The organism is Salinivibrio kushneri, from assembly GCF_027286325.1.
Lineage (GTDB): Bacteria > Pseudomonadota > Gammaproteobacteria > Enterobacterales > Vibrionaceae > Salinivibrio > Salinivibrio kushneri_A.
This window is the reverse complement of the sequence record NZ_CP114588.1, coordinates 811,466-836,662: the sequence shown is the minus strand read 5'-3', so window position 1 is coordinate 836,662 and position 25,197 is coordinate 811,466. Positions and strand designations below refer to the sequence as shown.

General features: G+C 51.5%; 21 protein-coding genes. 12 read left to right on the top strand and 9 right to left on the bottom strand.

The genetic code is table 11. The features are described from left to right. The first annotated feature begins 384 nt into the window (after positions 1 to 384). Both N8M53_RS04115 and xthA read left to right on the top strand, forming a co-directional pair. A complete protein-coding gene (locus tag N8M53_RS04115) occupies positions 385 to 585 on the top strand; it encodes a hypothetical protein (RefSeq protein ID WP_167314136.1) in 201 nt (66 codons plus the stop codon). Between the two features lie 118 nt (positions 586 to 703). Further along, positions 704 to 1,507, top strand: a complete 804-nt coding sequence (xthA, locus tag N8M53_RS04110; protein WP_269579583.1) for an exodeoxyribonuclease III — start codon at positions 704 to 706, stop codon at positions 1,505 to 1,507. A gap of 83 nt (positions 1,508 to 1,590) precedes the next feature. On the opposite strand, the gene N8M53_RS04105 is transcribed toward xthA, so the two are convergent. From N8M53_RS04105 to N8M53_RS04085, 5 genes are all read right to left on the bottom strand, one after another. Beyond that, on the bottom strand, positions 1,591 to 2,268 hold the full coding sequence (locus tag N8M53_RS04105) for an ABC transporter permease (RefSeq protein WP_269579582.1): 678 nt from the start codon (positions 2,266 to 2,268) through the stop codon (positions 1,591 to 1,593). Positions 2,269 to 2,274: 6 nt separating this feature from the next. After that, on the bottom strand, positions 2,275 to 3,015 hold the full coding sequence (locus tag N8M53_RS04100) for an ABC transporter permease (protein WP_269579581.1): 741 nt from the start codon (positions 3,013 to 3,015) through the stop codon (positions 2,275 to 2,277). A 38-nt stretch (positions 3,016 to 3,053) separates the two neighbouring features. Continuing rightward, a complete protein-coding gene (locus N8M53_RS04095; RefSeq protein WP_269579580.1) occupies positions 3,054 to 3,830 on the bottom strand; it encodes an ABC transporter substrate-binding protein in 777 nt (258 codons plus the stop codon). Between the two features lie 84 nt (positions 3,831 to 3,914). Then, a complete protein-coding gene (locus tag N8M53_RS04090; RefSeq protein ID WP_269579579.1) occupies positions 3,915 to 4,685 on the bottom strand; it encodes an ABC transporter ATP-binding protein in 771 nt (256 codons plus the stop codon). A gap of 432 nt (positions 4,686 to 5,117) precedes the next feature. After that, positions 5,118 to 6,347 (bottom strand): tetratricopeptide repeat protein, encoded by a 1,230-nt coding sequence (locus tag N8M53_RS04085; protein WP_269579578.1) that lies wholly within the window; start codon positions 6,345 to 6,347, stop codon positions 5,118 to 5,120. Positions 6,348 to 6,774: 427 nt separating this feature from the next. Between N8M53_RS04085 and N8M53_RS04080 the strand changes: the two genes are divergently transcribed. Both N8M53_RS04080 and pflB read left to right on the top strand, forming a co-directional pair. After that, the gene (locus tag N8M53_RS04080; protein WP_269579577.1) at positions 6,775 to 8,286 is read left to right on the top strand and encodes a DUF3360 family protein; all 1,512 of its coding nucleotides are present in this window, start codon (positions 6,775 to 6,777) and stop codon (positions 8,284 to 8,286) included. Between the two features lie 133 nt (positions 8,287 to 8,419). Further along, the gene (gene pflB, locus N8M53_RS04075; protein WP_269579576.1) at positions 8,420 to 10,696 is read left to right on the top strand and encodes a formate C-acetyltransferase; all 2,277 of its coding nucleotides are present in this window, start codon (positions 8,420 to 8,422) and stop codon (positions 10,694 to 10,696) included. A 166-nt stretch (positions 10,697 to 10,862) separates the two neighbouring features. Here the strand turns inward: pflB and N8M53_RS04070 are convergent, their stop codons facing one another. Next, positions 10,863 to 12,485 carry a methyl-accepting chemotaxis protein gene (locus tag N8M53_RS04070; RefSeq protein WP_269579575.1) on the bottom strand — a complete coding sequence of 541 codons (1,623 nt, stop codon included), beginning with the start codon at positions 12,483 to 12,485 and terminating at the stop codon, positions 10,863 to 10,865. Positions 12,486 to 12,816: 331 nt separating this feature from the next. On the opposite strand from N8M53_RS04070, the gene pflA reads away from it, so the two are divergent. Then, positions 12,817 to 13,557, top strand: a complete 741-nt coding sequence (gene pflA / locus N8M53_RS04065; protein ID WP_269579574.1) for a pyruvate formate lyase 1-activating protein — start codon at positions 12,817 to 12,819, stop codon at positions 13,555 to 13,557. A 44-nt stretch (positions 13,558 to 13,601) separates the two neighbouring features. Here the strand turns inward: pflA and N8M53_RS04060 are convergent, their stop codons facing one another. Then, a complete protein-coding gene (locus N8M53_RS04060; RefSeq protein WP_269579573.1) occupies positions 13,602 to 14,507 on the bottom strand; it encodes a LysR substrate-binding domain-containing protein in 906 nt (301 codons plus the stop codon). 198 nt (positions 14,508 to 14,705) lie between these two features. On the opposite strand from N8M53_RS04060, the gene focA reads away from it, so the two are divergent. Further along, the gene (gene focA / locus N8M53_RS04055; protein ID WP_269579572.1) at positions 14,706 to 16,154 is read left to right on the top strand and encodes a formate transporter FocA; all 1,449 of its coding nucleotides are present in this window, start codon (positions 14,706 to 14,708) and stop codon (positions 16,152 to 16,154) included. A gap of 91 nt (positions 16,155 to 16,245) precedes the next feature. Here focA and N8M53_RS04050 read toward each other — a convergent pair whose 3' ends face one another. Beyond that, a complete protein-coding gene (locus tag N8M53_RS04050) occupies positions 16,246 to 16,911 on the bottom strand; it encodes an energy-coupling factor ABC transporter permease (RefSeq protein WP_077771007.1) in 666 nt (221 codons plus the stop codon). A 182-nt stretch (positions 16,912 to 17,093) separates the two neighbouring features. Here N8M53_RS04050 and N8M53_RS04045 point away from each other — a divergent pair, with 182 nt between their 5' ends. From N8M53_RS04045 to N8M53_RS04035, 3 genes are all read left to right on the top strand, one after another. Beyond that, positions 17,094 to 17,594 (top strand): YfbU family protein, encoded by a 501-nt coding sequence (locus N8M53_RS04045; protein WP_269579571.1) that lies wholly within the window; start codon positions 17,094 to 17,096, stop codon positions 17,592 to 17,594. 130 nt (positions 17,595 to 17,724) lie between these two features. Beyond that, on the top strand, positions 17,725 to 18,552 hold the full coding sequence (gene rlmA / locus N8M53_RS04040; protein ID WP_269579570.1) for a 23S rRNA (guanine(745)-N(1))-methyltransferase: 828 nt from the start codon (positions 17,725 to 17,727) through the stop codon (positions 18,550 to 18,552). Between the two features lie 15 nt (positions 18,553 to 18,567). Continuing rightward, positions 18,568 to 19,539 (top strand): ChaN family lipoprotein, encoded by a 972-nt coding sequence (locus N8M53_RS04035; protein WP_269579569.1) that lies wholly within the window; start codon positions 18,568 to 18,570, stop codon positions 19,537 to 19,539. Between the two features lie 128 nt (positions 19,540 to 19,667). Here the strand turns inward: N8M53_RS04035 and yfbV are convergent, their stop codons facing one another. Next, positions 19,668 to 20,117 (bottom strand): terminus macrodomain insulation protein YfbV, encoded by a 450-nt coding sequence (yfbV, locus tag N8M53_RS04030; RefSeq protein WP_046073658.1) that lies wholly within the window; start codon positions 20,115 to 20,117, stop codon positions 19,668 to 19,670. Between the two features lie 356 nt (positions 20,118 to 20,473). Here yfbV and N8M53_RS04025 point away from each other — a divergent pair, with 356 nt between their 5' ends. From N8M53_RS04025 to N8M53_RS04015, 3 genes are all read left to right on the top strand, one after another. Then, a complete protein-coding gene (locus N8M53_RS04025) occupies positions 20,474 to 21,670 on the top strand; it encodes an acetate kinase (protein WP_269579568.1) in 1,197 nt (398 codons plus the stop codon). Positions 21,671 to 21,775: 105 nt separating this feature from the next. After that, on the top strand, positions 21,776 to 23,923 hold the full coding sequence (gene pta / locus N8M53_RS04020; protein WP_046073660.1) for a phosphate acetyltransferase: 2,148 nt from the start codon (positions 21,776 to 21,778) through the stop codon (positions 23,921 to 23,923). Positions 23,924 to 24,051: 128 nt separating this feature from the next. Next, positions 24,052 to 25,191: an amidohydrolase gene (locus N8M53_RS04015; protein ID WP_269579567.1), complete on the top strand. Its 1,140-nt coding sequence runs from the start codon at positions 24,052 to 24,054 to the stop codon at positions 25,189 to 25,191. Positions 25,192 to 25,197: the final 6 nt, after the last annotated feature.

Here is a 25,197-nt window from a genome sequence, read left to right as displayed (position 1 = left end):
CTGTAGTGTGGCTGAAGCTCTAGATACGGAGCATCAAAAGACATCAAGTCAAAGTCGAGACAGACCACGCTATTTCCCGCATAGACTCTCTGCAGCAATCCACTTTCGCTTTTTTCCTAGATTGATAACCCGTTAACAACCCTTTTGCTATCTCTCATTGGTGGGTATCACTGTATTAATGGTGATCGCTCATTCCAAAGGGACCGGCGCATTTGCGCGGCTCATGATGAATAGCCACTGAGGGGGCAGAGCAATAATCATTTAACTCCTGGAGATAAAATATGGCCGCCACTAACGGCAGACTGCGTCACTGGTATCATTTACGCCGTGCGCAAACACAAACGAAAACAGCTAACAACACAAATAAAACAGTAAGGAACGCCATTGATAGTTAACTTTTCACTACCTAACCTTGCCAACTGGCAGGTCGCGATTCATCAATTTAATGGGGATATTATCCTCAAGCACTTGCTCCATCGCCTACCGACATTACCCCAACCGACGCTACAATTTGATCCCAGCACCGAGCTTGGCACTATTTTTAGCCAAGGCGAATGCTTGGGTGAATTCTCTCTTGCGCACTAACGCTTAGACAATATCGCGCGTTTCCATAACCTATAGAGATAGAGGCCGCCTTTCCGTTCATTGAACGAAGCTGGTAAAGTGTCTTGCTATTAACAAGACAACAAAGGCAGCCTCACACGTGAAAATCATTTCATTCAATATCAATGGTATTCGTGCTCGTTTGCATCAATTGCAAGCCTTAATTGAAAAGCATCAACCTGACGTGATCGGGTTACAAGAAACCAAAGTCCATGATGACGCCTTCCCGCTCGCGGATGTCGAAGCGATGGGTTATGAAGTGCACTTTCATGGCCAAAAAGCCCATTATGGCGTGGCAATGCTATGTAAAAAGTCCCCTATCAGCGTGCAAAAAGGCTTTCCCACTGATGACGAAGACGCCCAACGCCGCATGATCATGGCGACCTTTGAAGACGAAAACGGCAAGCCAATTACTGTGCTCAACGGTTACTTCCCACAAGGAGAAAACCGCAGCCATGAAACCAAATTCCCCGCCAAGCGTAAGTTTTATCAAGACCTAATGACTTATTTGGCTGGCCGTGATCCCAGTGAGCAGTTGGTGGTGATGGGCGATATCAATATCAGCCCGAAAGACGATGACATCGGCATTGGTGAGCAAAACGCCAAACGCTGGCTACGCACCGGCAAGTGCTCATTCTTGCCCGAAGAGCGCGAGTGGCTGGGCACCCTGATGGATTGGGGGTTTGTTGACACCTTCCGAACTCTGCATCCTAGCGTGAACGATCAGTTCTCGTGGTTTGACTACCGCTCCCGTGGCTTTGACGATAACCGCGGCCTGCGTATTGACGTGATTCTGGCCACCCCAGATCTGGCGAGCCAATGCATCGATGCTGGCATTGACTACGAGCTCCGAGCGATTGAAAAGCCATCAGATCACGCACCGATTTGGGCGACCTTTAAGTAAGCCCCACGTTATACGCTTTGGATAAAAAACGCCGCAGATGATCAGGTGATCACTGCGGCGTTTTTTATTTGAGATTGAGCCGATTAGCTAAGCGGCCTTAAATGGCGTAGGAAGCGGCGCTCTGCTAGGCGGAACATCCAAAGGATGCTGAATGTCAGCGCCATATAGAACGCCCCCGCAGTCAAAAACGACTCGAACGGCGCATAATAACGCGAGTTCACAATCCGAGCGGCACCGGTTAAATCAACAATGGTGATAATCCCAGCCACCGCTGAGCCGTGCAGCATAAACACCACTTCGTTACTGTACGCGGGTAACGCACGACGCATCGCGCTCGGCAATACAATGCGCGAAAAGGCTTTATAAGGGCTCATGCCATAAGCGATCGCCGCCTCGACTTCCCCTTTAGGAAGGCCGTTAATCGCGCCACGAATGATTTCGGCTGTATAAGCGGCGGTGTTGAGCACAAAGGCCACCAAGGCGCAGAACCAGGCATGCTGCCACAAGGTATTTTCAACATTCACTATCTGACTTAAGCCGTAGTAAATCAAATACAGTTGAATCAACAGCGGTGTACCCCGGAAAAAATAAATGAACGCCCATGCAGGGTAACGCCATAAAGGGAATTGTGCATTGCGCGCGACCGCGACTGGCACCGCGACCACTAAGCCAATCACCAATGCAGAGGCGACCAACCATACGGTGGTCCAAAGGCCGTCTAAGTATATCGGCCAGGTTTCGAGTACAAGAGAAAAATCCATGGTCACCTACCGCGTATGAATGCTAAAACGGCGCTCCATCCAGCGCAATCCCGTGGTCGAGATACTGGTAAAGAGCAAGAAAATCAGTGCAACGGTAAAGTAAAAAGTAAATGGCATTTGAGTTGAGCCGGCCGCCAACGCGCCTTTTCGCACCATGTCATCAAGGCCAATGATTGACACCAGCGCGGTGGTTTTGAGCAGCACCAGCCAATTGTTACCGAAGCCGGGTAACGCGTGACGGATCATCTGCGGCAGCAAAATACGGCGGAATGCCAAACTGCTGCTCATTCCATAAGCACGTGCGGCTTCCATTTCCCCAGCGTCCACCGCCATGATAGCGCCACGGAAGGTTTCCGCCATATAAGCACCAAAGATAAACCCGATGGTTAGGATCCCAGCAATAAATGGGCTCACATCAATATAGTCAGGTAAATAGGACGTCCAATCATGATTGGGGTCTTGGCCGGCCATGTACTCGTTTAACCATTCATTGATGCCATACAAGCTGTTGTTCAGCAGCATTTGACCGCCGTAAAAAATCAGCATCATCAGCACCAGATCAGGGATCCCACGTATCACCGTGGTATAGACCGTCGCTATCCCACGCAGCCAGCCAAATTTGGAGAGTTTCGCCAGTGCGCCCAGCATACCCAGTAGCATGGCAAGACCTAACGAGAGCAGCGCAACCTGAAGGGTCACCCATGCGCCTTCGAGCAGGGACCACTCGTAACCTTTCAAATCAATCATATGAACCGGGCAGCACTTTCATGCTGCCCGCCTGCCTATTACTCGCCGTAAACGTCGTAGTCAAAGTACTTGGCAGCAATCTCGTCATACACGCCTTTTTCACGCAACGAATCGATCGCTTGGTTAAGCTTCTTGGTCAGGTCTTTGTCTTGCTTACGTGTCGCTATACCAAAGCCTTCACCAAACCACTCAGGGTCAGTGAGTGACGGGCCAATGAACTCAAACTCGTCACCCCCCTCTTTGTCGAGCAGCCCTTGTTGGAGTGCCGACGCATCGCCAAGGATTGACTCAATACGGCCTGCTTTTAAATCAAGGTAGGCTTCGTCAAAGGTGCCGTAACGGACGATATCCACCGAGTCGCCATAGTTGTCAGTTAGGTATTTATCATGGGTGGTCGCGCGCTGAACACCGATTTTAACGCCATCTAACCCCTCTTTGGTAAAGGTCAAATCCGTGCCTTTTTCGGCCACAAATTTATTGGGGATCAGCGCGTATTTGTTGGTGAAGTCAACTTTTCGCTTCCGCTCTTCGGTAATGGACATCGCGGCGATAATGGCATCGTATTTACGTGCCAGCAGCGATGGAATAATGCCATCCCAATCCTGCGCCACAATCTTACACTTTGCCTGCATCTCTTCGCAGAGTGCATTGGCCATATCCACATCAAAGCCTTTCAGTTCGCCTTCATTAGTAGTCCAGCTAAATGGAGGATACGCCCCTTCGATACCAAAACGTACGACCTTCCATTCCTTGGCTGCTACGGAGGTTGACCCAACCGCGGCCATCACAGCGGCGGCAACTAGCCATTTTTTCATCTTCCTGTCTCCTGTCGTTTTTACGATGTTGTCAGGGCTGCGCCCTATTGCATGGTTATGCTATTGATATTTTTAATAAATAAATCAGTAAATCGATGAGATAAATTGCTGCAAGCGCTCTGATTCTGGCGAATCAAACAGCTCTTTCGGATTACCTTGCTCTTCCACCAATCCTTGGTGCAAGAACATCACATGGTTAGAGACATCACGCGCGAAACTCATTTCGTGGGTAACCACCAGCATGGTGCGCCCTTCTTCGGCCAATGAGCGCATCACCCCCAGCACTTCTCCTACTAATTCAGGGTCCAGCGCGGAGGTTGGCTCATCAAACAGCAAAACTTCTGGCTCGACGGCGAGTGCACGCGCAATCGCGGCACGCTGTTGCTGACCACCGGATAAATGGCCTGGGTAGTAGTCGCGGCGCTCATATAGCCCAACGCGATGTAATAACGCTTCTGCTTCTTCAATCGCTTGTGCCTTAGGCACCCCTAGCACATGCACGGGCGCTTCGATAACATTTTGCAGCACCGTCATATGCGACCAAAGATTGAATCCTTGAAACACCATCGCCAGACGCGAACGAATGCGTTGCACTTGCTTGTCACTGACGGGGACGGGGTCACCAGCACGGTTGTTTTTCATTTTGATCAACTCACCATTGACCCAAATTTCACCGCCCGTGGGGGTTTCCAGCAGATTGATACAGCGAAGAAAGGTGCTCTTGCCGGAACCGGAAGAGCCGATAATGGAAATCACGTCGCCGCGGTGGGCGTCGAGGGAAATACCTTTGAGCACTTGATGCTGCCCAAAGCTTTTTTTAAGTGATTTTACCTGTAGCGCCACAGCATCCGTCATGCGCTAACTCCTGTCATCCGTGAAATCTGTTGTGTTTGTGGTTAAAGCGCACCAAATGCACTGAGTATGGATCGAAAATATCACCCCTCAACACAATGAGCAACATTTTGTTAACCTTTAAAGTGCATTCATTATAGTCACTATTACTGCATAAAAAGTCAATCGTAAAATTTACTGCTGAAAAAACCAACAATTGCTTTGTCAGCCATTAGCCGCACTAAACCGGCTTTAACCGAGGTAAGTATAGAAGTTAACTTGAAGAAAGCTGGTAATTTTTATCGTGAAAGCTGATAAAAATTAGCGTTGGAGGGGATAGACGTGCAATTTATTTCATTTCAATGCGATCAGCGGTGCGTAACAAAACTGTGAACACCATAGTTAAACGCCTACTAAAAAAGACAGTACTGTTTTTAAAGTAGGCAGCTTCTAACCTTATGACAGCCGCGCGTCGCGACGTTTCGCTCGCTTGGCTTTAAGCAGCTCTAAGGTGTCACGCCAGCGCTCGGCAAGGCCAGTGGGATCGCGCGCCTCCCACTGTTCTAGCGCATAGTCCGCCAGTGCATAGTCCCCGGCTTTAATTGCACTGATGGATAACCACTGCCACAGCATACGATCATCTTTCAGACCATAAGAGAGCGCCACTTGCGCGGTATCAATCACTTCCTGCCAATGATTAAGCTGATACGCTAACATCACCTGTAGTTTGAGCGTTTGCTTATCTGGCTCGCTCAAATTCACTTCACTGATCCGATTTAACGCCGCCACGCGCTGGCCTGTTTTTATCAAACACTGCACCAAAAATAACTGCTCATCACGGGTAGGTAGCCGGGTTAACTGTTGTAAACCTTGCTGCCAATACAGCAACGCCTGCTGCGCAGCATCTTGTTCTAACAACGAGGTCGATAGAGTGCGGTAAAGGGCAATGTCGGTGTTGGCACGCGCTAAATACTGGCGTGCCGTTTGGTGCGACCCGGCTTTGGCGTGGGCGCGTGCGGCCTGTTCTAACCAACGAGGAGCCACATCGGGTTGATTAACCAACTTATCGAATGTCGCCGCTGCCGCGTCAAAGCGTGACAGCGCCACTTCACTGAGCCCTTTAGTTTGCAGAATAAAGGCATCCTCAGCACCGAGTTTTTGCAGCTGACGTGCATAGTCAATCGCCACATCAAAACGAGATAGCGCATAAGCAGCTTGCATCGCGAAGCGAGCAGAGGTCGGCTGCAGTGTGTGCTTCTCGCGGAGTTGGCGAGCATAGCTGAGGACCTCCTCATACTGCTCAACACGAAACGCCAAACTAATCACCGCCGTCAAGGCGTCCGCTTCACTCTCTTTACTCAGTCCGTTTTGTGTCAATGCCTGACGATACGCGCGATACGCTTCAGCGCGCCGATCAAGATACAAGTAGGCAATGGCCCGCAAACGGTGCAGCTCAGCACGTTCAGACGGTGTAAACGCCCGCTCTTCCGATTGTGCCAAGGCGCCTTCAGTCTGCGACAAGGCTTGCTGATAGTCACCGTTTTGAATAGCAGCGCTCACCGTGCCTATATCCGCGGCCGGTGCCGCCACTAATGGAGTGGAGAATACCAAGCTTAAAACCAAGCCACGGAAAGCACACAAAGGCGTTGGATGACACACAAAAGGACGGAACAATCGGCGCACCATGAGGATCCATTTTTAGAGGACAATATATCGACTATAACCTATCTTTTTTATTCACTACAGTGAGCACAAGGTGGCTGTCTTTATTTGTTGACACAGATTCAAGATGTCACCAAGCCTGCTTTACACGTAGCGACTTTATCTTGCTGTTTTGTGGCACATATTTGGCGCCTCGATTAGTAATTAAATTACACAACGACTGATTTGGTGGCAAAAGAAGGCCAATAAAGCGGTAAAAACCTTGGCATAAGTGGGCGTAGCACGTAAAAAAATTACACGGTAATGATCTAAGTCAACATTCTACGCCCACCCTGTTGTTAGCATGCTGATAACGAAACAGAACACGGCCATAAGGCCAGCGTTAACAACACACAAAGACTGGCTAAGCCACTGTTTCGAAAGCGTTTGCTTTCTGTACGACGAGGAAATTATGGCAACACATGCTCAAGACCGCAGTGTGAGTCACGAAGAAAAGAGCGAATACCAAAAGAAGCACAAGCCGGCTTCTTCATTTGCCTCCCGCGCTGACTACCTGAATCACGAACTACAAATTATGCGTCCGCGCCGTTGGGGCTTAAACCTGCCTGGCCGTGACTTCCGTTTTGAAATCGAAGACCTTGTCCCTGCTGTAGCGGGTACCATTGGCATTATCGCCATGTACTCTGCAGTGATGATGTCTTGGGCGGACGGTTTAACCGCTGCTTGGGATCACATCACCTTGGGTAAAGCGTTTGCCGTTGAAGTGGCGCGGGTAGAAATGCTCATCCCTGCACTTCTGTTCTGTGTCCTGTTGTGCGGGTTTATTAACCCCCGCGCCAACTTGGCTGGCAACCACGGACCAATGATCCCACTGGTTGGCACCATCGCGTTAGCAGGGGCGCACCCTCTGGCTCTGGGGATTCTGATTGGTGCTTTTGGTCTGATACTAAGCTACCTAAAAGGGGGCTCCAAACTAGTCAACTTGACCAGCCAAGGGGTCGCGGGCGGCTTGCTGATCTTCCTCGGCTTTGGTGGCGCAAAAGGGCAAATTGAGAGCCTGCTCGCATGGGGCGCGGCGATTGATATGGGCTATATCTCCATTTTAATTCTCGCCGTATCGATTGTGATCTATGCCTTCTTGGCGCGCATCGGCAAACGCTGGCTCGCGATTCCGGTTTGTGCGGTCACCGGTGGATTAATTGCCACAGCCCTAGGTGCTGGCTCGTCACTGGAATTCGTTACTCAACCAGGTGTGCCTAACCTTAATCCGGTTTACTGGTGGGGCTCAACCGAGCAAGGTTGGCAGCTAGGACTTCCAAACCTGTCGCACTTCCTTGCCTCTTTGCCATTTGCATTGCTGGCTGTGGCGATGTGGTCGCCAGACTTTCTGGGTCACCGTATTTTCCAGGAACTAAATTATCCGAAGAAAGCCGAAAAAGTATTGATGGACGTGGATGACACCATGACTGGTTGTTCTATCCGTCAAATGGTTGGTGCCTCTGTGGGTGGCGGTAACATCACCTCATCGTGGGGAACCTACATGATTCCGGCGGCGATTGCGCGTCGACCCATCCCTGGCGGTGCCATTGTACTGGGTCTGCTATGTATTGCCGTTGCCTTGATTGGCTATCCTATGGATGTCGCCACTTGGCCACCCGTGATGACCATTGCGCTACTATCGGGTGTGTTCCTGCCCTTGCTTGAAGCAGGCATGCAGATGGTGAAAGACGCCAAGTCGAGCCAGGCAGCCGGTATTTGTATTTTCGCCTCCATGGCTGTTAACCCAGTCTTTGGTTGGGCAGTCACTATGCTCTTGGACAACAACGGCCTTATCGGTGATAAAGAGCGTCCTACAACGCTTTCTACCGTTGACCGTCTGGTGATTCCAACCGCCACAGTGATCATTTGTATTGCTGCCATGTTGGCAGTCGGAATGATTCCCGGCATTCCATCTTTGTTGTAAGAACATTGCCCCGCTTTCGGGCGGGGTATCCGGATAAATCGATGGGTCGCAGGCGTCAGCCATACTGACAAATACGATGACTGAACCTGGTCCCAATACATATCTTTTTGAAAAGAGTACAGGTAGGTGCAACATGTCTGAGCACGTTTCCAATGCATGGGAAGGATTTGTTGAAGGTAACTGGAGCAAAGAAGTTGATGTTCGTGACTTCATCCAGAAAAACTATACCCCTTACGAGGGCGACGAATCATTCCTAGTTTCTGAGCCAACTGACGCCACTCGCAAACTGTGGGCGCGCGTGATGGAAGGCATCAAGCAAGAGAACGCGACGCATGCACCGGTTGATTTTGATACGTCTGTGGTTTCTACCCTGACGTCTCACGACGCCGGCTACATCGAGAAAGATCTGGAACAGATTGTCGGTCTACAGACTGACGCGCCGCTAAAACGCGCGATGCTCCCGTATGGTGGTATCCGCATGGTTCAAGGTTCATGCGACGCATATGGCCGCGAACTTGACCCACAAGTGAAGAAAATCTTCACCGAATATCGTAAAACCCACAACCAAGGCGTTTTCGATATTTATACCCCAGAAATCATGAAGTGCCGTAAATCTGGCGTGTTGACTGGTTTGCCTGATGCGTATGGCCGTGGCCGTATCATCGGTGACTACCGTCGCGTTGCGCTATACGGTATCGACTTCTTGATGAAAGACAAAAAAGCCCAATTCGATTCACTGCAAGAGAAATTCGAAAACGGCGAAGATCTGCAGATGACCATGCAACTGCGTGAAGAAATTGCAGAGCAGCATCGCGCACTGGGTCAATTGAAAGAAATGGCCGCAAGATACGGCTGTGACATTTCTCGCCCAGCCGAAACCGCGCAAGAAGCGATTCAGTGGACGTACTTCGGTTACTTGGGTGCAGTGAAAACCCAAAACGGTGCCGCCATGTCACTTGGCCGTACCTCTACCTTCCTCGATATCTATGTAGAGCGCGATATCGCGGCGGGTAAACTGACTGAAGAGCAAGCCCAAGAACTGATCGATCACTTCGTGATGAAGCTGCGCATGGTGCGTTTCCTACGTACGCCTGAGTATGATGATCTCTTCTCTGGTGACCCAATTTGGGCAACAGAATCGGTTGCCGGTATGGGTGTTGACGGTCGTCCACTGGTTTCACGTACCAGCTTCCGTTTCCTAAACAGCCTGTACACGATGGGGCCAAGCCCAGAGCCAAACATCACCGTGCTTTGGTCTGAGCAGCTACCTGAAGGCTTCAAAAAGTTCTGTGCCAAAGTCTCTATCGACACCTCGTCTATCCAGTACGAGAACGACGATCTGATGCGCACTGACTTCGACAATGACGATTATGCGATTGCGTGCTGCGTATCACCCATGATCGTGGGTAAGCAAATGCAATTCTTCGGTGCTCGTGCCAACTTGGCGAAAACCCTGCTTTATACCATCAACGGTGGTATTGACGAGAAGCTGAAAATCCAAGTTGCGCCTGAACACGCGCCAATGACTGACGAAGTGTTGGACTATGACAAAGTCATGGATCGCATGGATCACTTAATGAACTGGCTGGCTAAGCAGTATGTCACAGCCCTAAACAGCATCCACTTCATGCACGACAAGTACAGCTATGAAGCGGCGCTGATGGCCTTCCACGACCGTGATGTATATCGCACCATGGCATGTGGTATCGCGGGTCTCTCGGTAGCAGCTGACTCATTGGCCGCGATTAAATACGCCAAAGTGAAGCCAATTCGTGACGAAGACGGCATTGCAATCGACTTTGATATCGAAGGCGAATACCCAGCATTTGGTAACAACGACGAGCGTGTTGACCAAATCGCTTGTGACCTGGTTGAGCGCTTCATGAACAAAATCCGTTCACTGAAGACCTACCGTGACGCGGTGCCTACCCAGTCTATCCTGACTATCACTTCAAACGTGGTATATGGTAAGAAAACGGGTAACACGCCTGATGGTCGTAAAGCTGGCATGCCATTTGGTCCAGGTGCTAACCCTATGCACGGCCGTGATGAAAAAGGCGCTGTCGCGTCACTGACATCTGTTGGTAAACTGCCATTTGCCCACGCCAAAGACGGTATTTCTTATACCTTCTCTATCGTGCCAAATGCACTGGGTAAAGATGAGAACGCACAACGCGCTAACTTGGCAGGCTTGATGGATGGTTACTTCCACCACGAAAGCGGTCAAGAAGGTGGCCAGCACTTGAACGTCAACGTGATGAACCGTGAAATGTTGTTGGACGCGATGGACCACCCTGAGAACTATCCTCAGCTGACCATTCGCGTATCAGGTTATGCGGTACGTTTTAACTCGCTGACCAAAGAGCAGCAACAAGACGTCATTACCCGTACCTTTACCTCTTCACTGTAAGAGATAAATAAGGGTTAACGCCTAAAGAAAAAACCGCCGGCAATGCTGGCGGTTTTTATTTGTCTGTCGCTTTTCAGCACGATGTCTTGCTTTGTCCAGGTGCAACGCCAAAGAGGCAACGCCCAGCGAGCGGCTGTTTAACCTGCCAGCTAGGCGCAATCAGCAATTACCCCACTTCAAAGCGATCCAACTTACTGTCCAACTCGCGTGCTGAATCTGCAAGTAACTGGCTTTGCTCAGCAAGGTGCGACGCCGCGCCGCTCACTTCATTAGCCGAGTTGTGAATATTACTCACATTTTGGTTCATCTCTTCCGACACCGTGCCCTGCTCTTCTGCCGCCGCGGCAATTTGTACCACGCGATCATTTGAGTCGTGCAAAGCACTCACCATTTCCTTCAATTGCTCTTGAGTTTCCAATGCCGTATTCACACTGTCTTCACTAGACTGATGGCTTGATGTCATCGCCTCAGCGGCCTCAATTGCGTTGTTAGTGAGTGATTCAATCGTGCCTTGAATTTGGGTGGTCGATTTTTGCGTGCCTTGTGCAAGCGAGCGCACTTCATCGGCCACCACCGCAAAGCCACGGCCTTGCTCACCCGCTCGCGCCGCTTCAATCGCCGCATTGAGTGCCAGCAGGTTAGTTTGCTCAGAGATGCCTTGGATCACCGTCGCCACATCACTGATCTCCATCACCCCTTGCTTCACTTGATTCACCAATTTATCCGCTGCGGCAATACGCTCGGCCACTTCACGAATACTGGCCACCGTGCTATCTAGCTTATGGTTGCTGTCTTCCGCCATCGACGAAATATCGTTGGTCGCTTGCGCGGTTTGCTCAGCGTGATCAGCAACATCGGCCACGGTAGCCGTCATTTCGTTCATCGCCGTGGCGAGCTGCTCAAGTTGTGCGCGCTGAGATTGAATACTTTGTGCACTCTCCTCACTGGCCGATGCAATGGAGGACGCCATGGTCGATGATTGCTTGGCTTCCTCATGCGCAACACGCAGCGCCTCGCGGACACTGCTCATTGCGGTATCCATTCGACGAGCGAGTTTGCCAATTTCATCATGGCGGGTATAACCGCACTCTACCCGAAGATCGCCACCAGCAATGCGATCAAATTTTTCCACCAGCTCGTCCAATGGCACCACGATATCGCGGCTGACAAACCCACCCGCTACCAGCAAAATAACGCCAGATAACAAAGTTAAACCACCAATTTGCCAAGCAGATTGTATCACCCGCTCCTCGATATCACTGACATGGACGCCTGAGCCAATAATCCAATTCCAGCCATCAACCCGTTTTACGTACGAAATTTTCGGCTTCATCTCGCCCTCAGGTGAGCGCCAGGTGTAATCGAGCACACCGCCCTGCGCGTCTTTACTGACCTGCACCATCTCACGCCAGTGATGCTTGCCGTCACCATCGGTTAGCCCGTCCGCACTTGTACCGTTTAACTTGGGCTTAATCGGGTGGTTAACAATGGTGAGATCAGGTTTAAGCACCCAAAAGTAGTTATTGCCGTCATAACGCAGTTTATTAAGTTGGGCGATCGCTTGTGCCTTTGCTTCTTCTTCGCCAATTTGTGGTGCCTGCTGTCGGTAATAGGCGACCACGCTTTGCGCCACCTCAATATTGGCGCGCAACGAGGCCGTCCGTTCAGCATAGGATTGCTCCCGCTCTTTGTTGATGGTGTACGCGCTGATCCCTGCCAGCAACACAACGGCAACCAGCATTAGTGCAACAAGCTTATTTTTCACTCTCAGATCACTGATTCTTCTCATTATAAGTCCTAGCATTTGCTTTGATCCTAGCCTGACACCAAGCATGTCCTTGCTTGCATGCAACCTGGCATAAGCATGTATCGCTTTGGCGACGTGTCGCACGTAAGTTTGGACAAAAAAACGAAAAGTCACAAAAACAGCATGGAATTTATCTGGTTAACGTCTCATTCGTTAAGCGATGGAAAACTGGAACTGTGATCAAGCTATGACAGGAATGCAAAAAAGAAGAAATACGAAGGTGAGAAGTGCGAAAAAGCGGGGAATTCCCTTATCTTCACACCGGCTTTTGTAATAAAATGACGACATAGCCATTCGCAGTCTGGAGACAGTTATGTCGACAATTGGTCGCATCCATTCGTTTGAATCCTGTGGCACCGTAGACGGCCCAGGTATCCGCTTTATTGTCTTTATGCAAGGCTGTTTGATGCGGTGCAAATACTGTCATAACCGTGATACGTGGGACACGCACGGCGGCAAAGAAGTGACCGTCGATGAGATAATGAAAGATGTGCGCGCCTATCGCCATTTTATCACCGCCTCTGGTGGCGGGGTGACAGCATCTGGCGGTGAGGCCATGTTGCAGCCCGAATTTGTGCGTGATTTTTTCCGAGCCGCTAACGCGGAAGGGATCCACACCTGTTTAGATACCAACGGCTATATTCGCAAACACACCCCGGTGATTGATGAAGTCCTTGAGGCCACCGATTTAGTGATGCTGGATCTTAAGCAACTCAACGATCACGTCCACGAAGACTTGGTCGGCGTATCGAACCGACGAACCCTCGACTTTGCTAAGTACCTGCACAAAATTGGGCAAAAAACCTGGATTCGTTACGTGGTTGTCCCCGGTTACACCGATGATGATGACTCTGCCCATCGTCTCGGCCAATTTATTCAAGACATGGATAACATTGAAAAAGTCGAGTTACTTCCCTACCACCAACTCGGCGCGCACAAATGGGAAGCGTTGGGTCATGACTACGAGCTGCAAGACGTCTCGCCCCCATCAAAAGAAGTGATGGATAGAGTCAAAGAGATCATTGCCAGTTACGGTCACAGTGTCACTTACTAAGCGTTAACCCCATAAAGCCGGCCATACAGCCGGCTTTTTTGGCCTTACATCTCGCGTCGCCTCGCCTTCGTCATTCGGATTGCTTCACGGATAATACAGTCGCGCAACGGGTTATCCGCCGCATCCGCTCGCCAAATAAAAGACAATGTGCGTCGCATGTTTAGCTCAGGCACATTTAGCGCCACCAACTCTTCACGTGCTAACCACTTTTCTACATCAAGATACGGCAAGCAACTGAGGTAATTGGAGTTAGCCACCAAGGTGCGTAATACCGGCACCTGCTCATATTCACGGCGCACATCAAGATCTTCGATAACGCCATGAATGGCACTATCAAAACTGTGCCGTGTCCCCGCTCCCGGCTCTCTCAGCACCCACTGGGCTTGCTCCAGCTGCGCAAGGCTTACCTGATCGCGCTTTGCATAAGGATGATGCTTGGCCGCCACCACCACCAAATGGTCATGGCACCACACTTGTTGCTTCAATCGGCTATCGTCACAACGCCCTTCAATGATCCCCAAGTCGTGCTGATAGCGGCGCACACTATCAATCACCTTCTGGGTATTTTTCACCGTAAAGTCGATTCTCAGCTCAGGAAAGTCACTATCAATAATACTGATAAGGTCTGGAATCAGGTGCTCTGCCGCAGTCTGACTGGCAATTAAGGCAATATCACCACTAATAATGTGCTGTCCATCAAACCCTGCTTCAATTTGTTGCGCATCAAACAGCAGTTGTCGTGCTTTAGGTCGCAGCCATGCTCCCCAATAGGTTAACTGCATTTGCTTGCCTTGGCGCTCAAAGAGAGGCCTACCGAGTAGCTTTTCGAGCTGTGAAAGCGCCATGCTAGTCGCCGACTGAGTTAACGCTAAATGATCGGCAGCACGGCTCACACTGCCCATCGCAGCAATCGCCTCAAACACGGCAAGCTGCTTAAGTGAGTAGCGCATTCTCTCTCCTTCACTGTCTGATTTTGATGACATCAGACTATCAATTTTTGTGATTATTACCCTAAGAAATATCAATTTTACTCCTGATAACCACAGGAATAGGCTGGATTTATTCACATTCAGTCTAAAAAGGAGTACAACCAGTATGTTTTTTTGTCTTCAAGGTCGGGCATGCATCGCCAAAAGAGGAGGCAGCCGATGGTAACCCCCATTCACACTGACGGCCCCGCTGCACTGCTGGTGCAAGCCGAACAATACGCTGAGAGCAAGTCGCGCAAATCGACCCGTATGGCCGTCGGGCTGGCGATGATGGCAGGCCTGTTTATCGGGTTGGCTTTCGTGTTTTACCTCACGGTCACCACAGGCAGTCATGCCGGCTGGGGGCTAACCCGACTGATGGGCGGACTGGCCTTTAGCATGGGATTGATCCTCGTGGTGCTCGGCGGGGCCGAGCTATTTACCAGCACAGTGCTATCAATGCTCGCTCGCGCCAACGGTAAAATTAGTACGCGCAGCCTGCTTTATACCTGGGCAAGGGTGTATATCGGCAACTTATGTGGCGCACTCTTGTTAGTACTGATCGTGATGGCAGCGGGTCTGTATCAGCTTGATGATGGGCAATGGGGGCTCAACGCCCTACACGTTGCGCAGCACAAACTGCATCACAGCTGGCTGCAAGCGTTCTCCCTAGGCGTGCTCTGTAACTTGCTCGTTTGTTTAGCGATTTGGATGACATTTACCTCGCAAAACCCACTAACCAAAGCCGTGATGGTGATTTTACCTGTTGCCATGTTTGTCAGCACTGGTTTTGAGCACAGCGTCGCCAATATGTTCATGGTGCCATTGGGCATGAGCATCGCCACCTTCGCACCAGATAGCTTTTGGCAAGCAGTAGGTAGCTCCCCCGCAGCCTTTAGTGATGTCAACCTCATCCAGTTTATTAGCGCCAATTTAATCCCCGTCACCCTTGGCAATATCGTGGGTGGTGCCGGCCTTGTCGGCATGGGCTATTGGCTAATTATCAACCCAGAAAGAGAAAATAAAACCGCGCACATTTCTTCATTGACGCTACCGTCTGTGCCTTATTCTGAGAGACCTGTTATGACCCAAGAAACCTTAACCATTGAAAACCATATGCAATCGGCTCAGTGTGCCTTAAAAGCTCAGCAGTTTGTGGCTGACGCCATAGAGCAACTTAACCGCCATCAACTTCAAGGTGCCCCTGTGGTAGACAGCCAGAATCAACTGGTTGGCTTTTTCTCGGTGCAGGATGTCTTGGTGGATTTATGGTGGAATGACTATCAACCAGATATGGATGCGAAAGTTGAAGATCTGATGCGCACCGAGGCACAAACGGTTGAGGCAGACCAATCGGTGATTGAACTGGCACAGTACATGAGCATTGATAATCAAGTGCTCTACCCGGTCAGTGATGCGGGGATTGCCACTCGCTTTACCACCCAATCAGCGTTAGAGCGCGCCAAAACACAAACCTTATCGCGCCCCTATATTTATCCGGTGATGAAAGACGAGCGATTGGTGGGTGTGATCACGCGCGCCAATGTGGTTCGAGCGCTCGCGCCACTTTATGGTAACGCAATGGACATCCTGCCCACTGATGCCAAAGAAGGATTAGTCACCGCCTAACACAGGAATGGCCATTATCGATAACGCCGCCGGTCAATACTGGCGGCATTTTTTCATCTAGATTTCACCGTCACCGCTGCATTGACGCACACTAACGCTCGGGTGATAGATACTCTCGATCGTAAAAAGTGCGTAGCCAATGAGGGCGATACACCGCCATCACCGTCACCGCCATGCCATTTAATAGCGCCTCAGGGAACCACATCAGTAGCGCAATTTGCAGGTAGTTATGCACGATATCCTGCCAGCTGTGCCTATCGGCCAGCCAATACCACAACGAGGTCACGGAGAGCTGGAATACCATGGTGAGCGCCGCACCGATAAATGCAGCGATAAAGATGTAAATAAACAAATGCCGGGTTAAGTAGTGGTAACTGAGCGCGAAAATGCCATAACTAAAAGTGATAGGTAACACCGCCGTGGTCAATGCGGTCATGCCCACATCAGCAACAGGAACAAAACCAAACACCGCCATCAACGCCAGTGGCACAGTGGCAATCCAAATAGCAATGCGCCAACCGTGGCACAAGGCTAAAGTGGTCACGCCTAAAAAGTGGATATCCAGCCCTTCTTTAATCCCCGCCTGGAGCGCCCACAACGCAAACAACACCACCGCGGAGGAAAACGCCAAATGCTGATACCCGGTTTCTTGGCGCAGCTTAGAGAAAAACTCTGGTGGATAGGTCCGATAAAGCACCGCTGCCCACAATAACCAGCCGCCCCATTGCCAACCACTCACTTCGGCGAACTCAAACATATTTAATCCCTAGTCACTGACCTTTTCTACCTCTGACTGACACAACCACTAGCGGGTGATAAACGTGCTACGGACATAGCTCAGATCAAGATTTCACCCTCATAGAGCTGGTAGTCTCTATTTATTCCCTCATCAATTGATGAATGACTATTGTACCTTTGAGAGTTAAGAGGCCAACCGCGATGGATATGACCCCTGCACAACGTCTAATTTTATCTAATCAATACCAATTAATGTGCCACCTCGATCCCTCTAATAGCGAAAAGTATCGCCGCTTACAAACCATTATTGAGCGCGGTTACGGCTTGCAAATGGCGGAAGTGATCAGCCAGTTCGAGGCATTATGTGAAACCCAATGCCGTGAGATCATTGATATCATGGAAATGCACCATGCCATGCAAGCCTCTTACAACCTCCTGGACGATGCCAACCAAGCCGCCTTATCACCGCGCCGCGTTCAATTCTGGGGCTTCGATGCCGCCACTGAAGGTGCCTTAGTGCATTATGTCCGCTTTCTTGTTGATACGGAGGGGCTTTATCCACAATTCGACCAAGGCGAGCACCGCTTTAACAGCCAAATGCCCATGCTGGAAAAGTACCGTCGCATGCTGAACGTGTGGCGTGAGTGCCCGCGCCAGTTCCACTTAAGCTTAACCGAGATTGAGCAGATCCTCGCCGCCTAAACCAAAGCAAGCGACCCTCTCCATTGCCAGCCGCCCACGAGGCGGCTGTTTAATTTGCTCGCGCCGCGCTTGTCGAACGCCTCGCAAGCCCGTACCCTTAAGCCCATTCACGCTAACACACCGAACAACCATGATTTATCGATGCCCGCTGTGCCAACAGCCCCTACAAGCCAGGTCACGTGGCGCCTATTGCGCTAATAATCACCAATTTGACCGCGCCAAAGAAGGCTACCTCAATCTGCTTCCGGTACAATTTAAGCGCTCTAAAGATCCGGGCGATAACAAGGCCATGACCCAAGCGCGTCGGGCGTTTTTAAATGCCGGCCATTACGCCCCCATGCGCCAAGCGATGATTGACGCCCTCACCCAAGCGCTCGATGGCGAGCACAAAACCATCTTAGATGTTGGCTGTGGCGAAGGTTACTACACCCACGCGATTGCCGATCAAACCGCAGCGCAACAATGGTCTGTACACGGATTAGATATTGCCAAAGTGGCGGTGCGTTATGCGGCTAAATGGTATCCACAGTGTCAGTTCTCGGTCGCCTCTTCCCAACGCCTGCCGTTTGCCGATAACAGCCTTGATGGTGTGGTACGCATTTATGCGCCCTGTAATGGTGAAGAGTTAGATCGCGTGATTAAGCCAGGTGGCGTGGTGGTGACGGTAACGCCAGGTCCACGTCATCTATTTCAGCTAAAAGCCGGTATCTATCAAGAGGTGCGCTTACACGAAACGCCACCGGAGTCATTACCAGGCTTTCAGATAGAAAGTGAGCACTCACTGCATTACCCGATGACATTGGCAGGCGAGCAAGCCCTCACGCTGCTGCAGATGACGCCCTTTGCTTGGCGTGCCTCAGATGAGTGGCGTAACACCTTAGCCAACAGCGAGGCCTTTGAGTGCGAAGCAGACTTCACCCTGCGCGTGTATCGCCATCACACTGCGGAGCAATCATAGCCAAGGAGACATCCCATGAAACAAGGTCGCGTATCGGTTCGTATCGTCACTGCCTGGCTCGCCGCAGCCTGCATCGCACTCACCAGCTCGGCGCTCCATGCGAAAACCGATGCGCTTGCCACCTTGTTTGACTATCAAGTGACCCGCGCAGAGGGTGAGTCATTAAGCCTAACCCAAGTGGCCGCTCAAGTGGCGGATGCCGATGTGGTGCTGATTGGCGAGTGGCACGGCCATCCTGGCGTGCACCGCTTTCAAACTGAGCTACTCAGTCAGCTCGCCTCAGAACACCCTGTGGCCCTGTCGATGGAGCAATTCAGTCGCGATGCACAACCCGTCCTTGACCAATATCTTGCCGGCGAGATCGGCGAAGACACGTTAAAGCGGCAAGCCAATGCCTGGGATAACTATGATGGCAGTTACCGCCCCTTGATTGAACTAGCCAAGCAACGCCAAATCGAGGTGATTGCTGCCAACGCCCCCAAGCGGCTGGTGCGCTGTATGGGTAAACAAGGGTTGTCGTACCTCGACAGCCTTTCCGAGCAACAGCGTGGCTGGTTTGCGGACACCATCGATACCCAAGGTTCACCGTATAAGCGCAAGTTTAAGGCCAATATGCACCATGGCAGCGCCAGCCAAACCGAGGCCCAATATGCCGCCCAGCTTGCGTGGGATGCCACGATGGCCGAAAGCATCGTCGAGTATCATGCTGCCCACCCTGACAGCCAAATTGTGCATATCGCGGGACGCTTTCATATCGCTGAAGGCTTGGGAACCGCCGCGCAAATTCACGCCCGCGACCCTGAACTGCGCCTCGCACTGATCACTGCGGTGAGCGACCATACCCAGCTTAGCGACAACGCACCCGACTTGCGCTTACACGTGCAGCCCATGCCTCAGCGTTGGCTGTCGATGGACGAAATGCGTCAAGCGGTGAGCCAAATGAAAGGGCAAGGTGCCGCCCAGTGCAAGCGCGCCACAAAGAGCTAAGCGCTCACGCTTTCTCACATACAAAAACGCCGACCAGTCGGTCGGCGTTTTTGTTATCATTTCTTCTCGTTAGCTCTTTGATAGTCGATGGCCGATATCTGCGCGATAGCGACGACTCCGCGTGTCTGTTAGAACCAGCGCTCCAAGGCGGCGCGATCAACTTTAAACGCGCGGCTTAACGCATGCGCGAGCTCTTTGTATTTTGGCTGGCTTTTAATCGGCTGCATCGCATGGCCTTCACTGGTAATTTTTTGATGTAGCTCGCGATACCAACCTGCTAGCGCCGGCGGCAGAGGCGTATCACGACGCTTACCCAACCACCACAATCCTTGCACCGGCAAGCTCAACGCGAACAGGGCCACAATGACCGCTTGCGGTAGCCCTTGCACATTATTGGCCGACATCTGCAGCAATACACTGATTGCCGCCACTGCAGGCATGACTTTAATCGCGAAACGAGTCATGGTGATAACCCGGTTTTCGGGAAAGACCGGTGCCAACTCCTTTCTCATTGGCCATTCCTGCATGTACTTCTGACCATCTTGCAGGCAGCGCCAGATTGACTTATTCGTTGTCATACCTACCTCACTTACTCAGTGTGACTCGACTCGCTATCACTCAACTTTTACAATAAAAATTAAACAAACTGTTTAAAAACTTTCAAAATTAACCAGTATTGCTCAAAAAATTTTTGTTATCTGTATCAAGTCCCGCTATCCTTAGCGCACTTTATCATTGTTGCTCGGATTCGATTGTCTCGCAACCTAATCTGGTTGTACTCGACGGAGCGTTCATTTATCCAGGACGGATAAAGATGGTTCTTTCCCCGCGACAACGCATGAGATAATTCTTTTTTTAAAAAGGTAGTGTCTCTGTTTGTCCACTATCCTTTTTGTTCAATACACTCTGTCTTACGAAACATAGGTAGTCATACATGTCCAAGCTGGTTCTCGTACTCAATTGCGGAAGCTCCTCTTTGAAGTTCGCCATTGTCGACGCTCAATCAGGCGATGAGCATCTTACCGGTCTAGCCGAATGCCTTCACCTTCCAGAAGCCCGCATCAAGTGGAAGATGGACGGTAAGCATGAAGCCCAACTCGGCGAAGGTGCCGCACACAATGAAGCCCTTAATTTCATTGTCGATACCATTCTTGCCTCAAAGCCTGAGCTTGCCGAGAACCTAGGTGCCATTGGCCACCGCGTTGTTCACGGTGGTGAGCACTTTACCCAGTCAGCATTAATTACGGACGATGTACTGAAAGGGATCCACGATGCAGCCAGCTTTGCACCGCTGCACAACCCTGCCCATATCGTAGGTATCGAAGCGGCGAAAAAAGCCTTCCCTGCGCTGAAAAACGTGGCGGTATTCGATACGGCATACCATCAAACGATGCCAGAAGAAGCCTACCTATATGCACTGCCTTATAACCTTTATAAAGAGCACGGCATCCGTCGCTATGGCATGCACGGTACGTCACACTACTTTATCGCTAACGCCGCGGCAGAGCAGCTTGGCAAGCCAGTAGAAGAAGTGAACATCATTAACTGCCACCTCGGTAACGGCGCGTCAGTTTGTGCGATTAAAAACGGTAAATCCGTCGACACTTCAATGGGTATGACCCCATTGGAAGGTCTGGTCATGGGCACCCGCTCTGGTGATTTAGATCCTGCAATTATCTTCCACCTGCACGATGCACTGGGTTACAGCGTTGAGCAAATCAACACCATGCTGACCAAAGAGTCTGGCCTGCAAGGCTTGACCGAAGTGACCTCTGACTGCCGCTTTGTCGAAGACAACTACGGTGAGAAAGAAGAAGCCACGCGTGCAATGAACGTGTTCTGTCACCGTCTTGCCAAATACGTAGCAAGCTACACCGCGACCCTAGACGGCCGTCTTGATGCGATTGTCTTCACCGGCGGTATCGGTGAGAACTCAGGTCCAATCCGCGAGCTCGTGCTTGAGCGCTTGTCGCTACTGGGTGTTGATGTCGACAAAGAGCGCAACCTGAAAGCGCGCTTTGGTGGCGAAGGCGTGATCACCACAGACCAAAGCCGTGTGCCAGCCATGGTGATTTCAACCAACGAAGAGTTGGTCATTGCGCAAGATACTGCGCGCCTAACTGGCCTGTAAGACCATTCCCAACGGCTGATTCCACTCAGCCGTTTTTATATTTGTGCCGGCCTGTCCGGCACGCCAATCAGATAGTAAGAGGAAGTCAACGTGTCCCGTACTATTATGCTAATTCCAATCGGCTCCGGCGTCGGTCTGACCAGTATCAGCCTCGGCGTAATGCGAGCGATGGAGCGTAAAGGCGTTCGCGTCTCATTTTTTAAACCCATTGCCCAGCCACATCACGGTAGCGACACCGATGTGACAGACCTGACGACAGAAATCATTCACGCCAACAGTGACATGAAAGTCGCCGAGTCGATGTCCATGAACCAGGCCGAAGATCTGCTGCGCTCCGATCAAGAAGACGTGCTGCTTGAAGAAGTGCTTGCACGCTTCACACGCGCCACCCAAAACACCGAAGTGGCGCTGGTTGAAGGCTTGGTCACCACGCGTAACCATCCGTTTGCCAACCAAATCAACTACGAGATCGCTAAGACGCTGGATGCAGAGATTGTCTTTGTCACCACACCAGGTACCGACAACCCTGCGCAGCTAAAAGAGCGTATCGAGTTTGCGTGCACCAACTTTGGTGGCAGCAAAAACGGCAATATCTCTGGCGTGATCATCAACAAGCTCAATGCGCCTGTGGATGATGCTGGCCGCACCCGCCCTGATCTGTCAGAAATCTTTGACGATGCAGACGGCGCGCGTCCAACTAACGTTGAAGTGATGCAGATCTTCAACTCGAGCCCAATCCGTGTACTGGGTTGTGTGCCGTGGAAAATCGACTTAATTGCCACCCGTGCCAGCGATATGGCCAAGCACTTGAATGCCACCATCATCAACGAAGGTGAAATTCACTCACGCCGTATCAAGAGCATTACTTTCTGCGCTCGCTCTATTCCTAACATGGTTGAGCACTTCCGTCCTGGCTCACTGCTGGTGACCTCGGCAGACCGTCCAGACGTGATTGTCGCGGCCTGCTTGGCAGCAATGAACGGCGTGGAAATCGGTGCACTGCTGCTAACCGGTGGTTATTCGATCCCTGATCAGCTCAAAGCACTGTGTGATCGTGCCTTTGAAACGGGCCTACCAGTGTTCACCACCGCAGGTAACACCTGGCAAACCTCACTCAACCTGCAAAGCTTCAGCCTCGAAGTCCCGGCTGACGACAAAGAGCGTGTTGAGTTTGTGAACGACCACGTAGCCAGCCACATTGATGGTAACTGGATTGAGTCACTAAGCTCTGGCTCTAACCGTGAGCGTCGCCTCAGCCCACCGGCCTTCCGTTATCAGCTCACCGAGTTTGCACGTAAAGCCGCCAAGCGTATTGTGCTGCCAGAAGGTGACGAGCCACGCACCATCAAGGCCGCCGCTATCTGTGCGGAGCGTAAAATTGCTGAGTGTGTGCTTTTGGGTAACCCAGAAGAAATCAAACGTGTTGCTGATCAACAGGGCGTAACCCTGGGCGCAGGCGTTGAAATCATCGATCCAGTGAAAGCGCGTGACAAATATGTCGCCCGCTTGGTTGAGCTGCGTAAGAGCAAAGGCATCACCGAAGTGATTGCGCAAGAGCACCTGGAAGACACAGTGGTACTGGGTACCATGATGCTAGAAGCCAACGAAGTGGACGGTCTGGTTTCTGGTGCCGTGCACACCACGGCTAACACCATTCGCCCACCGCTGCAGATCATCAAGACAGCGCCGAACGCCTCTTTGGTGTCGTCGGTCTTCTTCATGCTGCTGCCTGAGCAAGTGCTAGTTTACGGTGACTGTGCGATCAACCCGGATCCAAACGCGGAACAACTGGCTGAAATTGCAATTCAATCAGCCGACTCTGCCGCAGCATTCGGTATTGAGCCGCGCGTGGCGATGATCTCTTACTCGACCGGTAGCTCAGGCAAAGGGGCTGACGTGGATAAAGTTCGCGAAGCGACTCGTCTTGCCAAAGAGAAGCGCCCTGATCTCGTGATTGATGGCCCACTGCAGTACGACGCGGCCATCATGGAAAACGTGGCTAAGTCGAAAGCACCGGATTCACCGGTTGCCGGTAAAGCGACCGTGTTCGTCTTCCCAGACTTGAACACAGGTAACACCACCTACAAAGCGGTACAACGTTCTGCTGAGCTGGTGTCTATCGGTCCAATGCTGCAAGGCATGCGCAAGCCAGTGAACGACTTGTCGCGTGGCGCACTGGTAGACGACATTGTTTACACAGTGGCCCTGACAGCTATCCAAGCGAAACAAGCTGAAGACAACGGCCAAGTGTAATTTGCACCACGCCCTGTCGGATAAAACAAAAGCCAGCACCTGTTGCTGGCTTTTTTGCGTTTGCGTTCACAACGTGACATGCAAACGCGATCTAGCATGGCGTATCCATTCTGGTTTTGGAGTCGAAGATGGCTAACGAATTCGATCCCGTCACACTACGGCATACCCTGCACCAAACCCCTGAGCTTTCTAATCACGAAGCCCTCACCGCCCGCACCATCGCCGCCCAATTGCGGCAATTTGGCTTTCACCCTGCCACTGATATCGGCGGTCACGGGCTCCTGGTTACCATTCAAGGCGCGGCACCAGGGCCCACCACCTTGCTACGTGCCGACTTCGATGCGCTGCCGATTGAAGAGCGTGGATCACAGGCATACTGCTCCCAGCACCTAGGCGTGATGCATGCCTGTGGCCACGATGGTCATACCGCGGCGTTGCTGGCCGTCGCCGCCGAGCTTAGCCACATTCCGCCCGCTCGTGGCACTGTGCTGCTCGCCTTTCAGCCTGCCGAAGAAACCGGTGAAGGCGCAGCGCGTATGTGCGAGTCCCCCGAGATTGCCAACGTGCAGATTGATAACGTCTACGCCTTTCACAATCTCCCCAGCTTTAATCAGCATCAAATCGTGGTGCGCCCCGGCACCTTTGCCTGCGCATCAACCGGGGTCGCTATTGAGCTGTACGGAAAAACTTCTCATGCCGCCTACCCAGAGCGTGGGATCAGCCCCGCCAGTGCGATGACAGGCGTGATGCATACCCTGACACAACTACCCGACGCCTACCCAGACGCCAACAGCCTCGTCACCTTGGTTCACGCTCAGTTAGGAGAGCCCGCCTACGGCGTCGCGCCCGGCCAGGCGACCGTGATGGCTACCTTGCGCAGTGATGACAACGCCTGCTTTCACGCCATGAAGGCCGACTTAGTCGACAAAGTGAACACGCTGGCGGCTCGGGCAGGATTAACTGTCAATGTTAGCTGGCATGAACCCTTTATCGCGGCCGAGAACAGCACACACCATACGCAGCATGTGGTCAATGCCGCGCAGTCGTTAGGGTTAGCGGTTCACAGGCTCACCGAGCCCATGCGCTGGTCGGAAGATGTGGCCGAATTTCTTGCTCGCTGGCCAGGGGCGTTATTTGGCATTGGCAGTGGTGAGCATCATCCACAGCTACATAACCCCGATTATGATTTTCCCGATGCGATTCTCCCCACCGCCAAAGCGATCTTTACCGCTTTGGTCGCTGAGCATCACGGGCGTGGCACGGATTAATCACGT